Genomic DNA, 14,543 nt, shown 5'->3' with positions numbered 1-14,543 from the left:
GCTCTTGTGAAGGGCAGGACTGCCATGGAACAGACCACGTGCTGTGTCGTGGGAGGCGGCCCCGCGGGGATGGTGCTCGCCCTGCTGCTGGCCCGCTCCGGCGTCGACGTGACGGTGCTGGAGAAGCACGGCGACTTCCTGCGCGACTTCCGCGGCGACACCGTCCATCCCTCCACCCTGGCACTGCTGGACGACCTCGGCCTGGCCGAGCGCTTCGCCCGGCTGCCGCAGCGCCGGGTACGCACCGTCCGGCTGCCGGTCGGACCCGGCCGCTCGACGGTCACGGTCGGAGACCTCTCCGTGCTGCCCGGTCCCTACAACTACGTCGCGATGGTGCCCCAGTGGGACCTGCTGGACCTCCTCGCGGACGAGGCGGGGCGCGAGCCGGCCTTCCATCTGCGGATGAACACGGAGGCCACCGGTTTCCTGATCGAGTCCGGGAGGGTGACCGGGGTGCGCTACCGCACCTCCGACGGCCGCACCGGCGAGCTGCGCGCCCTCCTCACCGTCGCCTGCGACGGCCGCGGCTCACTGGCCCGGGCCCGGCCGGAACTGGGACTGCACGGCTTCACCTGCCCGATGGACGCGTGGTGGTTCCGGCTGCCGCGCCGGCAGGACGACCCGCAGGGGCTCGTCGGCGCCGCCGGTGACCGCTTCCTGACCGCGATGATCGACCGCGGCGACTACTGGCAGTGCGCCGGACTCATCCCCAAGGGTACGAACACCGAGCGCCGCGCCGCCGGACTCGACCGCTTCCTGGCCGAGTTCGCGGCCGCCGCCCCCTGGATGGCCGACCGCGTGCACGCCCTGCGCTCCTGGGACGAGGTCAAGCTGCTCGACGTACGCCTGGACCGGCTGCGCCGCTGGCACCGGCCCGGTCTGCTGTGCATCGGCGACGCCGCGCACGCGATGTCCCCGGTCTTCGGCATCGGCATCAACCTCGCGGTACAGGACGCCGTGGCCGCCGCCCGCTATCTCACCGGGCCACTGCGCCGGGGAACCGTGGGCCTGCGCGACGTACGCCGGGTGCAGCGCCGCCGCCTGCCCACCACTGTCGCCACCCAGGCTCTCCAGCGGACGGCCCACGCCCGCTTCATCGCGCCCGTCCTGCAGGGCCGGCCGCCCCTCGGGAGCGCCGGCCGGGCCCGGCGCGTGGGGCGGCTGCTCGCGGAGTCGCGCTGGATCCGCCGGATCCCCGCGTACTTCATCGGCTACGGCGCCCTCAGGGAACGCCCACCCGCCGCGGCGGTCCGGCCCCGGGCGCAGCGCACCGACACACGATTGCCTTGACAAGAGTTGTCGTGACAACGATGCTGGACGTGTGACCAACACGAGCGGACTCCACGACCACCTCGGCTACTGGCTCCGTCGCCTGTCCGACGAGGTGCACAGCCGGTTCGAGACCGAACTCGCCCGGCATGACGTCACCGTCTCCCAGTGGGGCGTGATGGTCAGCGTGTTCCACGGCCACGACACCACCAAGGCCGTGGCCGCGCACATGGACATCGACCCGGGAGCCGTATCCCGCCTGGTCGACCGCCTCATGGCCAAGGGCCTCATCGGCCGCGAGCCGGACCCCGCCTCCCGGCGCACGGTCCGGCTCGTCCTGACCGATCAGGGACAGGCCCTCGTACCGGTGCTGGCCGAGCTGGCCGACCGCAACGACCACCACTACTTCGGCTCGCTCGACGCCGCTCAGCGCCGGCAGCTGGAGCAGTGGATCCGGCGACTGGTGGGCGCCGCCCACCCCACGGCGCCGCCCGACAACCCCTGAGAGAAGCGCACGATGAGCATCAGTCACTCCGTCACCAAGACCATCGGCATCGACCGCCCGAGCGAACAGGTCTTCGCCTTCCTCGCCGATCCCGCGAACTGGCCCAGGTGGGCCGTGGTCAACGTCCGCTCCATCGAGCCCACCGACGACCCCGACTGGTGGCGCATGTCCACCCCGCTCGGCCCGGCCAGGCTGCGCCTGCGGGCCGATGCCGAGTCCGGCATCCTCGATCACGACTACGTCGACGACACCGCCGCGTGGCGCGTGCCGGCCCGCGTGGTCCCCAACGGCGACGGCGCCGAATTCATGATCACCTTCCATCAGCCGCCGTCGCTCGACGACGCCGAGTTCAAGCAGCAGACCGACCTGGTCGACACCGAACTCGCCACCCTCAAGAAGATCCTCGAGGCCGGCCCGGCGGACGTCACAGCGTGACGTGCCTGGCCTGCGTGCAGTCCAACAGCCTGGCCAGGGAGAGGCCGCTGCCGTGGCGGAGTGCCGCACGCCGCCGTGCGGCATCATCTCGGCGAGCATCACCAGTCCGAGGCCACCCGGACTCATCCGGCGCCAGATGGCCGCGGCGCCCGGCCCGCCCGACGGTATGCCTACGGAGTGAATCCGATGACCGGGTGTCCGCTGTCCTTTCGGGGCCGGCCCGTTCGTCGTGAAGGTAGACAACCATGACGGCCAAGGAGGACACCATGAAGTACGTACTGCTGCTGACCCGCGGCGCCTGGCAGGAGGAGGGCTCCGAGCAGGAGCGCGCGGAGGTGTTCGGCGGGATCGTGGAATGGTTCACCAAGCACCGCGCGGACGGGACGATCGTCGAAGCCAACCAGCTGCGCGAACCCGAGACCGCGACGACGGTGGTGGTCGAGGAGGGCCGAGCCAGCATGATCGACCGCCCGCTGCTGGAGGCCAAGGAGGCCATCGGCGGCTACGCGATCGTCGACGTACCGGACCTGGACGCCGCCCTGGCGCTGGCGGCGAGCTTCCCGGTGCCCGATGGCAAGGTGGAGGTGCGTCCGATTGTCGAGCGCTGACCCGGTCGGCGCCCAGGCCACCAGGTCACTGATCGAGCGGGTCTTCCGCGAGGAGGCGGGCCGGCTGACCGCCAGCCTGGTCCGCCTCCTGGGCGACTTCGACCTGGCCGAGGAGATGGTCGGCGAGGCCGTCGTGGAGGCGCTGTGCCGCTGGCCGAGCACCGGCCCGCCCCGGCGCCCCGGAGCCTGGCTGCTGACCTGCGCCCGCAACAAGGCCCTGGACCGCATCCGCCGAGAGGCCCGCTTCCAGGACCGGCTCCCGCAGCTCGCGGCCCGCATCGAGGCCCTGCCCGACTCGGCCGAGCGTGAGCCCGACGACCGCCTGCGGCTGATCTTCACCTGCTGCCATCCGGCCCTGGACCCCGACGCCCAGGTCGCGCTCACCCTGCGCGCCGTGGTCGGTCTGACCACCGCCGAGGTCGCGCGGGCGTTCATGGTGCCCGAACCCACCCTCGCCAAGCGGGTGACCCGGGCCAAACAGAAGATCCACGCCGCCGGCATCCCCTACCGCGCACCCGAGCCAGAAGAGCGCGCCGAACGGCTGCCCCAGGTCATGCGGGTGGTGTACCTCGTCTTCAACGAGGGCTGCTTCACCACCGGGGGAGACCTCGGAGTGCGGCGCGAACTGGTCGACGACGCGGAATGGCTCGCCGCGCTGCTGGCCGGCGCCCTGCCCCAGGAGCCGGAGCCACTCGGTCTGCTGGCGCTGATCCGCCTGTACGCGGCCCGCTGGCCCGCCCGCCTCGACGCCGACGGGCGGCTCGTCCCGCTCGCCGACCAGGACCGTACCCGCTGGGACGCACAGCGCATCCGCAGCGCCACCGCGCTCATCGAGCGGGCCGCCGTGCTCGGCCGCACCGGCCCGTACCAGATCGAGGCCGCCATCGCCGCCGTGCACTGCGAGGCACCCAGCTGGAAGGCGACGGACTGGCCCCAACTCCTCCGGCTCTACGACATGTTGCTGGCCGCCGACCCCTCACCGGTGGTACGCCTGAACCGTGCCGTCGTGATCAGCCACACCGACGGCCCGGCCGCCGCGCTGGCCCAGGTCGACGCCCTCACGGACCGCCTCGGTCGCTACCACCTCTTCCACGCCACCCGCGCCGCGCTCCTGCGCGATCTCGGCCGCGACACGGAGGCTGCCGAGGCCGACCGGGAGGCCCTCCGCCTCACCGCCAACCCCGCCGAGCGCTCCCTGCTCACCGCCCGCCTGCGCGGCAGCGACGACACCGGCTGAGCACAGCGTCCACCGCTCCGGTGACGCGACCGGCCCACTCGCCACCTCCACCGGCGCTGCCTCCACCCGAGCGTCCACCGCTACCGCCCCCACCGCCGCTTCCACTGACCTGGCGGTGCCGGAAGGTGTGCGTCCCCCAGGACCCCTTAACCGCTGTCGGGGCCCCTGGGGGCTGTAGGGGTGTCTTGCGTCGGTACCCCCTGCCTAGCCTCCGACTGCGGAGGAGAAGCGGACCGGAAACCGTCCGGAGGCGATCCGCACGGCCGAGGCCCTCACTTCGATCTCGATCGGATGGCGCGCTGGTGACAAACGAAGAGCAACTGCTCGACTATCTCAGGCGGACGACCGCCGACCTGCGGGAGGCGCGGCGACGGCTGCGCGAGAACGAGCAACGCGCCCACGGCCCGGTCGCCGTCGTCGGCATCGGCTGCCGGTACCCGGGCGGCGTCACCACCCCCGAGGAGTTGTGGGACCTGGTCGCCTCGGGGACCGACGCGGTGTCCGGCTTCCCGGCCGACCGCGGCTGGGACGTGGAGGCCCTGTACGACCCCGACCCGGACACCGCCGGCAGGACCTACGCCCGCACCGGCGGATTCCTGCACGACGCCGCGGACTTCGACTACGACTTCTTCGGCATCAGCCCCCGCGAGGCCCTGGCCATGGACCCGCAGCAGCGGCTGCTGCTGGAGACGTCCCACGAGGCCTTCGAGCGGGCCGGTATCGTCCCGGCCTCGCTGCGCGGCAGCCGCACCGGCGTGTTCGCCGGCGTGATGTACAACGACTACGCCACCCGTCTCACCTCGGTTCCCGACGACCTCGACGGCTACCTCGCCAACGGAAGCGCCGCCAGCATCGCCTCCGGCCGCGTCGCCTACACCTTCGGCCTCGAAGGCCCGGTGGTCACCGTCGACACCGCCTGCTCGTCCTCACTGGTCGCCCTGCACTGGGCGGTGCGGGCGCTGCAGTCGGGGGAGTGCTCGCTCGCCCTGGCCGGCGGTGTCACCGTGATGTCCACACCGGAGACGTTCATCGACTTCAGCCGACAGCGCGGGCTCGCGGCGGACGGCCGCTGCAAGGCGTTCGCCGCCGCGGCCGACGGCACCGGCTGGGGCGAGGGCGCCGGCATGCTGCTGCTGGAACGGCTCGCCGACGCCCGGCGCAACGGCCATCCGGTGCTCGCCGTCATCCGCGGCAGCGCGGTCAACTCCGACGGCGCCAGCAGCCGGCTGACCGCGCCCAACGGCCCCTCCCAGCAGCGGGTCATCCGCCAGGCGCTGGCCGGTGCCGGGCTCACGCCCGTCGACGTCGACGTGGTCGAGGCGCACGGCACCGGCACCTCCCTCGGCGACCCGATCGAGGCCCAGGCCCTGCTCGCCACCTACGGCCAGGACCGCGAGGAGCCGCTGCTGCTGGGCTCGGTCAAGTCCAACCTCGGACACACCCAGGCCGCCGCGGGCGTCGCCGGGGTCATCAAGATGGTGCTGGCCATGCGGCACGGCGAGGTTCCGCCGACGCTCCATGTCGATGCCCCCACCGACCAGGTGGACTGGAGCGCGGGCGCCGTCGAACTGGCCCTGGAGCGGCGCCCGTGGCCCGATGCCGGCCGGCCCCGCCGCGCCGCCGTCTCCTCCTTCGGCATCAGCGGCACCAACGCGCACGTCGTTCTGGAACAGGCCCCCGGCGAGCCGGTTTCGGCCGAGGACGGGGACAACCCGGCCCCACGGGAAGGGGGTTGCATCCCCTGGATCGTCAGCGGGCGCAGCCCTCAGGCCCTCGCCGGGCAGATCGCGCGCCTGCGCGACCACCTCGCCGCGCACCCCGGCACCCGCCCCGCGGACCTCGGTCTGTCGCTGGCCACCACCCGCGGCCGGTTCGAGCACCGAGCCGTCGCCGTCGGCCGGGACACCGCCGACCTGCTCGCCCAGCTCGCCGCCGCGACCCCGCTCACCCCGGTCGGCGGCAGGACCGCCTTCCTGTTCACCGGTCAGGGAGCGCAGCGGGTCGGCATGGGCCGGTCCCTGCACCGGGCCTTCCCGGTGTACGCGGAGGCCTTCGACGCGGTGTGCGCCCTCGCCGACCGGAACCTGGAACGGTCACTCGCCGAGGTGATGGACACCGACGGCGACCTGCTGACCCGTACCGACTACGCGCAGATCGCCCTTTTCGCCAACGAAGTGGCCCTGTACCGCCTCCTGGAGTCCTGGGGCGTGACCCCCGACTACCTCGCCGGTCACTCCGTCGGCGAACTGGCCGCCGCCCATGTCGCCGGCGTGCTCTCCCTGCCGGACGCCGTCCAGCTCGTCCTCGCGCGCGGCACCCTGATGGCGGCCCTCCCCGCGGGCGGCGCCATGGCCGCGCTGCGCGCCACCGAGGACGAGGTCGCACCGTTCTTGGACGACCGGGTCGGCCTCGCCGCCGTCAACGGCCCCCAGTCGCTGGTGATTTCGGGCGCCGAAGACGCCGTCGACGCCCTCGCCGCGCGCTTCGGGAAGAGCAAGCGGCTGAAGGTCTCGCACGCCTTCCACTCGCCGCTGATGGAGCCGATGCTGGCCGACTTCGCCGAGGCCGCCGCCACGTGCTCCTTCGAGCCGCCGAAGATCCCGGTCGTCTCCGCCCTCACCGGCGCCCTCACCGACCCGGCCGAACTGTCCAGGCCCGAGTACTGGGTGCGCCACGCCCGCGAGGCAGTACGCTTCGCCGACGCCGTCACCGCCCTGCACGAGCTGGGCGTACGGACGTTCCTCGAAGTCGGCCCGGACGCGGCCCTCACCGCCCTGGCCGTGGACTGCGTGCCCGAGGACAGCGTGACGGTCGCCGGGCTGCGCCGGGACGGCGACGAGGAACGCGACCTGGTCACCGCCGTGGTCCGGCTGCACGCGGCCGGCACCGCCGTGGACTGGGCGAAGTTCTTCGCCCCGTACGACGCCCGGCACACCGAGCTCCCCACCTACGCCTTCCAGCGCGAACGCCTCTGGCTGGAGGCCACCGGCGGCGGCAGCGGCGACGCCGGCGGTCTCGGACAGAGCGCCACCGGCCATCCGCTGCTGACCGCCGCGACCGACCTGCCCGACACCGGGGGAGCGGTCCTCACCGGCCGGCTCTCCCTCGCCTCCCACCCCTGGCTGGCCGACCACGCCGTACACGGAACCGTGCTGCTGCCCGGCACCGGCTTCGTCGAGATGGCCCTGCAAGCGGCGGAGCGCACCGGCTGTGACACCGTCGACGAACTCACTCTGCACGCCCCGCTGATCCTGCCCGAGCAGGGCGCACTGGCCGTACAGGTCGCCGTCGGCGGGGAACGGGACGGGCGCCGGGAGCTGACCGTCTGGTCCCGCCGCGCCGACACCCCTGACGCCCCGTGGACCCGCAACGCCTCCGGTGTCCTCACCTGCGCACCGGCCGACGCGGCGTACCCGGCCGACCTCACCGCCTGGCCGCCCGCGGACGCCGAACCCGTCGATCTGGACGGTCTGTACCCCGGCCTGGCCGGCACCGGCTACGGCTACGGCGAGGTCTTCCAGGGCCTGCGCGCCATGTGGCGCCGCGGGGACGAGGTGTTCGCCGAGGCGGCCCTGCCCGAGAGCGCCCGCGCCACCGCCGCCGCGTTCGGTGTGCACCCGGCCCTCCTGGACGCCGTCCTGCACGTCAACCTGCTCGACCTCCCCGGCGGCCAGGCCGTGCTGCCGTTCGCCTGGGGCGGTGTGACCCTGCACGCGGCGGGCACCGACACCCTGCGCCTCCACCTCGCCCCGTCCGGCTCCGACGCCGTGACCCTTGCCCTCGCCGACGCCACCGGAGCGCCCGTCGCGACCGTGCGCAGCCTCGTGGCCCGCCCCGTCTCCGCCGAGCAGCTCGCCGGAGACGGCGACGACCCGCTCTACCGCGTCGACCTCGTCCCGGCACCCGGCCCGGCCGCCGCCGGCCTGCCCGCCCTGGCCGTGTGCGGGCTCGGTGACGCAGACCTGGACGGCGCGGGTCGCGCCGGCGCCGGTCTCGACGCGCCCCAGCACCCCGACCTGACCGCCCTCACCTCCGCCGGCCCGGTGCCCGAGCTGGTGGTCCTGGCCGTACCGACCGCGCCCGACGCCGTAGCGGATCTGCCCGCCCTCGTGCGGGACCGGGTGAACGCCGTCCTGGACACCCTGCGCACCTGGCTGGACGACGAGCGCTGTGCCGACCGTCGGCTCACCGTGCTGCTCCGCACCGGCGACCTCACCCACGCTCCGCTGTACGGACTCGTCCGCGCGGCCCAGGCCGAGAACCCCGGCCGGTTCCTGCTGGTCGACAGTGACGGCAGCGCCGCTCCGGGCCCCGCCCTCGCCACGGCCCTCGTCTGCGACGAACCGGAGGTCGCGGTGCGGGACGGCGAGGTACGGGTGCCACGGCTGGCCCGCGCCAAGGCCGGCGGCCCGCTCGCCTGGGATCCGGACGGCACCGTGCTGATCACCGGCGGCACCGGCGGCCTCGGCGCCCTGATCGCCCGTCACCTGGTCTCCGAGCACGGCGTACGGCGCCTGCTGCTGGCCGGTCGACGCGGCGCGGATGCCCCCGGAGCCGTCGAACTGCGCGCAGAATTGGGTGAGTTGGGCGCCGAGGCGATCCTCGCCCGGTGCGATGCCGCCGACCGCGCCGACCTCGCCGCGCTGCTCACCGAACACGACGTACGGGCTGTCGTACACGCCGCCGGTGTGGTCGACAACGGTGTGCTGGCCACCCTCGACGCGGGCAAGGTCGACCGGGTGCTGCGGCCCAAGGTGGACGCTGCCTGGAACCTTCATGAACTGACCCGCGAGAAGGACCTGTCGGCCTTCGTCCTGCTGTCCTCCACCGCCGGTCTGCTGGTCGGCGGCGGGCAGGCCAACTACGCCGCCGCGAACACCTTCCTCGACGGCCTCGCCGCGCATCGCCGCGGGCGCGGTATGCCCGCCGTCTCCCTCGCCTACGGCCTGTGGTCCGGCTCCGGCGGCATGAGCGCCGCCATCGACGCCGCCGACCTGGAACGGCTCCGCCGCCTCGGCCTGCCGCCGCTGACCCCGGCCCAGGGGCTGCGCACCTTCGACGCCGGACTCGGCGGCGAGGACGCGGTCATGGTGCCCGTACGGCTGGACGCCGCCGCGGTGCGCGCCCGGCCGGACGGTGTACCCGCGCTGCTGCGCGGCCTGGTGCGCCCTGTCCGGCGGCGTGGCGCCGAGCCCGTTGCGGGCGCGCCCGCCGAATCCTGGCGGGACCGGCTGGCGCCGCTGGCCGACTCCGAACGGGACCGCGCCCTGCTGGAGTTGGTCCGCACGCATGTCGCCGGCGTCCTCGGGCACCCCTCGCCGGAGTCGGTCGCCCCGGGGCGCGCCTTCCAGGAGATGGGCTTCGACTCGCTCGCCGCCGTCGAACTGCGCAACCTCCTCGCGCGCGCCACCGGCCTCACCCTGCCGGCGACGCTCGTCTTCGACCAGCCCACCCCCCTCACCCTCGCCGCCCACCTCAAGAGCGCACTCGTGCCCGGACCGGCCGACCTCACCCGGTCCGCGCTGACCGAACTGGACCGCCTCGAAACCGCCCTGCACGACCTGCCCGACCAGGACGGCAGCCACGCCCGCATCACCGCGCGCCTCGAAGCGCTGCTGCGCAGCTGGCAGGACACCCACGGACGTCATCCCGCGCCCGAGGCGCCGGCGGACCTCCGGGAAGCCAGCGACGAAGAACTCTTCGCCAAGCTCGACAACGAACTGGGAGCCCAGTGATGGAAGACTCGGCCACGGCCGGCAAGCTCCGCGACTACCTCAAGCGGGCCACGACCGAGCTGGAGCGCAGCCGCCGCCGCGTACGGGAGCTGGAGGAGCAGGACCGCGAGCCCGTCGCCATCATCGGCATGGGCTGCCGCTACCCCGGCGGCGTGCGCACCCCCGAAGACCTGTGGCGCATCGTCGACGAGGGCATCGATGTCGTCACCGAGTTCCCCACCGACCGCGGCTGGGACGTCGAGGCGATCTACGATCCCGAGCCCGGCGCCCCCGGCAAGTCCTATGTCCGCCACGGCGGCTTCCTGCACGACGCCGCCGAGTGCGACCCCGCGTTCTTCGGCATCAGTCCCAAGGACGCACCCGGCACCGACCCGCAGCAGCGGCTGCTGCTGGAGGTCACCTGGGAGGCCTTCGAGCGCGCCGGCATCGACCCCCACACGGTCAAGGGCACCCCGACCGGTGTCTTCGTCGGCCTGATGCACCACGACTACATCGGCGGCACCATCTCCGGCAGCATCGTCTCCGGCCGTATCGCCTACACCCTCGGCCTGGAGGGCCCCGCGGTCACCATGGACACCGCCTGCTCCTCCTCCCTGGTGGCACTGCACTCGGCGATCCAGTCGCTGCGCAAGGGGGAGTGCTCGCTGGCCCTCGCGGGCGGCGCCGCCGTCATGGCCAGCCCCGAGATGTTCATCGAGTTCAGCGAGCGCCGCGCGCTGTCCCCCGACGGCCGCTGCCACTCCTTCTCCGACGACGCCGCGGGCGCCGCCTGGGCCGAGGGCGCCGGCATGGTGCTCGTGGAGCGGCTGTCCGACGCCCTGCGCAACGGCCACGAGGTACTCGCCGTCGTCCGCGGCTCCGCCGTCAACCAGGACGGCGCCTCCAACGGCCTGACCGCGCCCAGCGGCCCCGCCCAGATCCGCGTCATCCAGCAGGCCCTCGCCGACGCCCGGCTCGCCCCGCACCACATCGACGCGGTCGAGGCACACGGCACCGGCACCACCCTCGGCGACCCCATCGAGGCCCAGGCCGTCATCGCCGCCTACGGGCAGGACCGGCCGGAGAACCAGCCGATCCGGCTCGGCTCCATCAAGTCCAACATGGGCCACCCGCAGGCCGCGGCCGGTGTCGGCGCCGTCATCAAGATGGTCATGGCGATGCGCCACGGCACCCTGCCGCGCACCCTGCACGTCGAGAAGCCCAGCACCGCCGTCGACTGGAGCGCGGGCGACATCCAGCTGCTCACCGAACCCCAGCCGTGGGACACCCCCGAGGGCCGCCCCCGTCGCGCCGGCGTGTCGTCCTTCGGCATCTCCGGCACCAACGCGCACACCATCCTGGAGGAGGCACCGGCCGTCGAGGCCGAGCAGCCCGCTCCAAAGCGTGCCGCGCTGCCCGTCGTCCCGTGGGTGCTGTCCGGCAAGGGCTCCGACGCCGTCCAGCGGCAGGCGGAGCGGCTGCTGTCAGCCGCCGGTGACCTCGACCCGTACGACGTCGGGTTCTCGCTGGCCACCACGCGCGCCCTGTTCACCCACCGGGCCGCGGTCACCGGCCGCGACCGGGACGAGCTGCTGGCCGGGCTGCGTGCCGTCGCCGACGGCAGCCGGCCGGCCGTGGTGACGCCCGAACCCGGCCGGCTCGGTGTCCTGTTCTCCGGCCAGGGCTCCCAGCGGCCCGGCATGGGCCGTACCCTGCACGCCGCGTTCCCGGTGTTCGCCGCCGCCTTCGACGAGATCTGCGCCGCCTTCGACGCCCACCTGGACCGCCCGCTGCGCGAGGTGATGTTCGAGGAGGCCACCGACCCTGCCGCGTCCCCGCTGAACCAGACCGTCTACACGCAGGCGGCCCTGTTCACCTTCGAGACCGCCCTGTACCGGCTGTTGGAGCACTGGGGCATCCGCCCCGACCTGCTCGCCGGGCACTCCATTGGCGAGGTCGTCGCCGCGCACGTCGCCGGTGTCCTGGAGCTGGCGGACGCGGTCGCCCTGGTCGCCGCCCGCGGCCGGCTGATGCAGGAACTGCCCGTGGGCGGCGCGATGGTGTCCCTGCTGGCCGCCGAGGCCGAGGTGACCCCGCTGCTCACCGACGGCGTCGACATCGCGGCCGTCAACGGCTCCCGCGCGGTGGTGATCTCGGGTGACGAGGAGGCCGTACTCGCCGTCGCCGCGAAGGTGGAGAAGACCACCCGGCTGAAGGTCTCGCACGCCTTCCACTCCCACCGCATGGACCCCATGCTGGAGGCGTTCCGCGAGGTGCTGGCCGGCCTCACCTTCCACGAGCCCGCCCTGCCGGTCGTCTCCAACGTCACCGGGCGCATGGCCGACGAGCTGACCTCCCCCGACTACTGGGTACGGCACGTCCGCGAGGCCGTCCGCTTCCACGACGGCGTCACCACCCTCGCCGCCGAGGGCGCCACCCGCTTCCTGGAGGTCGGCCCCGACTCGGTCCTCACCAACATGGCGCAGGACGTGGTGCCCGACGTCATCGGCACCCAGCGCCGCGACCGGGACGAGGACACCGCCCTCGTCGACGCCGTCAGCCGGCTGCAGCTGACCGGTACCGGGCCCGACTGGACGGTGGTGTTCGCCGGGGGCCGCAGGGTCGACCTGCCCACCTATCCGTTCCGTCGTGACCGGCACTGGGAGGACGCGCCCATCCTGCAGGCCGAGCGCTCCGCGGCGGCCCGCGCGGGCGGTGACGCGGCCGACCCGTTCTGGGAGCTGGTCCGGGACCAGGACGTGACCGCCGTCGCCGCCACCCTCGGCGTCGCCGACGAGACGTCCGTCGCCGCCGTCGTCCCGGCCCTCGCGGCCTGGCACGAGCAGCGGCAGGCCAACGCCGCCGCCGACGGCTGGCGTTATCGCGTCACCTGGGAGCCGCTGGCCCCCGCCGCGACCCCGGCGCTCGGCGGCCACTGGCTGGCCGTCGTCCCCGCCGCCGACGACCCCTGGGCGACCGCTGTCCTGACCGGGCTCGCCGACCGGGGTCTCACGATCGACACCCTCACGGTGCCGGACACGTCCGACCGCGCCGGACTGGCCGGAATGCTCACCGGCCACAGCGGCGTCGACGGTGTCCTGTCCTTGCTGGCGCCGGTCACCGAACTCACCTCGACTGCCGCCCTCGTCCAGGCACTTGGGGACGCCGAGAACACCGCACCGCTCTGGTGCGTCACCCGTGACGCCGTCGCCCACGGCTCGGCCGCCGAGGTCACCGGCTTCGCCCAGGCACAGGTGTGGGGTCTCGGCCGGGTCGCCGCCCTGGAGCACCCCGACCGGTGGGGCGGCCTGATCGACCTGCCCGCCGAGCTCGGCCCGCAGACCGTCGCCCGGCTGGCCGCGCTGCTCGGCGACGCCGGCGGCGAGGACCAGGTCGTCATCCGCGAATCCGGCGCCTATGGCCGACGCCTGGAGCACGCCCCGGCCCGCGCCGGCGCCCCCTGGAAGCCGTCCGGCACGGTCCTGGTCACCGGGGCGACGGGCGCGGTCGGTACGGCCGTCGTTCGGTGGCTCGCCGCCGAGGGCGCCGCACACCTGCTGCTGACGTCCCGCCGCGGCCTGGACGCGCCCGGCGCCGGCGAACTCGTCGCCGAACTCACCGGCACCGGCGCAGAGGTGACCCTCGCCGCCTGCGACGTCGCCGACCGCGAGGCGCTGGCCGCGCTACTGGACTCCATACCCGAGGAACACCCCCTGACCGCCGTCATGCACCTGGCCGGGGTCCTCGACGACGGGGTCCTGGACGCGCTCACCCCCGACCGGTTCGCCGGCGTCCTCGCCGCCAAGGCCGACTCCGCCCGCCATCTGCACGAACTCACCGCGGACCGTGACCTGTCGGCATTCGTGCTGTTCTCCTCGCTGACCGCCACCGTCGGCGGTGCCGGACAGGCCAACTACGCCGCGGCCAACGCCTGCCTCGACGCCCTCGCCGAGCACCGGCGCGCGGCCGGACTGCCCGGCACCTCGGTGGCCTGGGGACCGTGGGGCGGTGACGGCATGGCCGCCCACGGCACCGTGCGCTCGGCCGCCCGCGCGATGGGCATGTCCCTCCTCGACCCCGAGCGCGCCCTCACCGCGCTCGGCCGGGCCCTGGACGGGGGCGACACCACGGTCACCGTCGCCGACGTCGACTGGTCCGTGTTCGCGCCCGCGTTCACGTCCAGCCGGCCCAGCGCCCTGCTGTCCGCGCTGCCCGAGGTCCGGCGCGGCACGGGCGGCGGCGCCGAGGCGGGCGCGGTCGACGGCTTCGCCGAGAAGCTCGCCGGTCTCACCGGCGGCGAACGCGAGCGCGCCCTGCAGGAGTTGGTGTGCGGGCAGGCGGCCACGGTCCTCGGCTACGGCAGTGCCGGCGCCGTCGAGCCGACCACCGCCTTCCGCGACCTCGGCTTCGACTCGCTCACCTCCGTCGACCTGCGCAACCGGATCAGCAGCGCCGCCGGGGTGCCGCTGCCGGCCACGCTCATCTTCGACTACGCCACCCCCGCCGCCCTCGCCAAGTACCTGGGCACCGAACTCGCGGGCGCCGACACCTCCGTGGACTCGGTCGTCGCCGAACTCGACCGGGTCGCGGCCCGGCTCGGCGACCTCACCGCCGAGGACATCGAGCAGGGCCGGATCACCACCCGCCTGCAGTCGTTGCTGAACGACCTGAACAAGACCCTCGGCCAGGACGCCGACACCGTCGCCGGACGGCTGGAGGACGCCTCCGCCGACGACGTCTTCGCCTTCATCGACAGCGAACTCGGCTCGGCGTGA

7 protein-coding genes are annotated in these 14,543 nt (G+C 74.0%); all 7 read left to right on the top strand.

All coding sequences use genetic code 11. The annotated features are described in order from the left end of the window. The first annotated feature begins 24 nt into the window (after positions 1-24). The 7 genes from AB5L52_RS02025 (at position 25) to AB5L52_RS01995 (ending at position 14,543) form a co-directional block, all read left to right on the top strand. The gene (locus AB5L52_RS02025) at positions 25-1,290 is read left to right on the top strand and encodes an FAD-dependent oxidoreductase (protein ID WP_369362401.1); all 1,266 of its coding nucleotides are present in this window, start codon (positions 25-27) and stop codon (positions 1,288-1,290) included. A 31-nt stretch (positions 1,291-1,321) separates the two neighbouring features. Further along, positions 1,322-1,774, top strand: a complete 453-nt coding sequence (locus AB5L52_RS02020) for a MarR family winged helix-turn-helix transcriptional regulator (protein ID WP_369362399.1) — start codon at positions 1,322-1,324, stop codon at positions 1,772-1,774. 12 nt (positions 1,775-1,786) lie between these two features. After that, positions 1,787-2,209 (top strand): SRPBCC family protein, encoded by a 423-nt coding sequence (locus AB5L52_RS02015; protein WP_369362398.1) that lies wholly within the window; start codon positions 1,787-1,789, stop codon positions 2,207-2,209. A 245-nt stretch (positions 2,210-2,454) separates the two neighbouring features. Further along, positions 2,455-2,817: a YciI family protein gene (locus AB5L52_RS02010; RefSeq protein ID WP_351572681.1), complete on the top strand. Its 363-nt coding sequence runs from the start codon at positions 2,455-2,457 to the stop codon at positions 2,815-2,817. Further along, positions 2,804-4,054, top strand: coding sequence for an RNA polymerase sigma factor (locus AB5L52_RS02005; RefSeq protein ID WP_369362396.1), 1,251 nt, complete (start codon positions 2,804-2,806; stop codon positions 4,052-4,054). The genes AB5L52_RS02010 and AB5L52_RS02005 overlap by 14 nt, the downstream gene beginning before the upstream one ends. A gap of 302 nt (positions 4,055-4,356) precedes the next feature. Further along, positions 4,357-9,789, top strand: coding sequence for an SDR family NAD(P)-dependent oxidoreductase (locus AB5L52_RS02000; protein ID WP_369362394.1), 5,433 nt, complete (start codon positions 4,357-4,359; stop codon positions 9,787-9,789). After that, positions 9,789-14,543 carry a type I polyketide synthase gene (locus AB5L52_RS01995; protein WP_369362393.1) on the top strand — a complete coding sequence of 1,585 codons (4,755 nt, stop codon included), beginning with the start codon at positions 9,789-9,791 and terminating at the stop codon, positions 14,541-14,543. Before AB5L52_RS02000 ends, AB5L52_RS01995 begins: the two co-directional genes overlap by 1 nt.

Source organism: Streptomyces sp. CG4, from assembly GCF_041080655.1.
Classification (GTDB): Bacteria; Actinomycetota; Actinomycetes; order Streptomycetales; family Streptomycetaceae; genus Streptomyces.
Note: the sequence above shows the minus strand (reverse complement) of the source record. Positions and strands in the feature narration are given on the sequence as shown.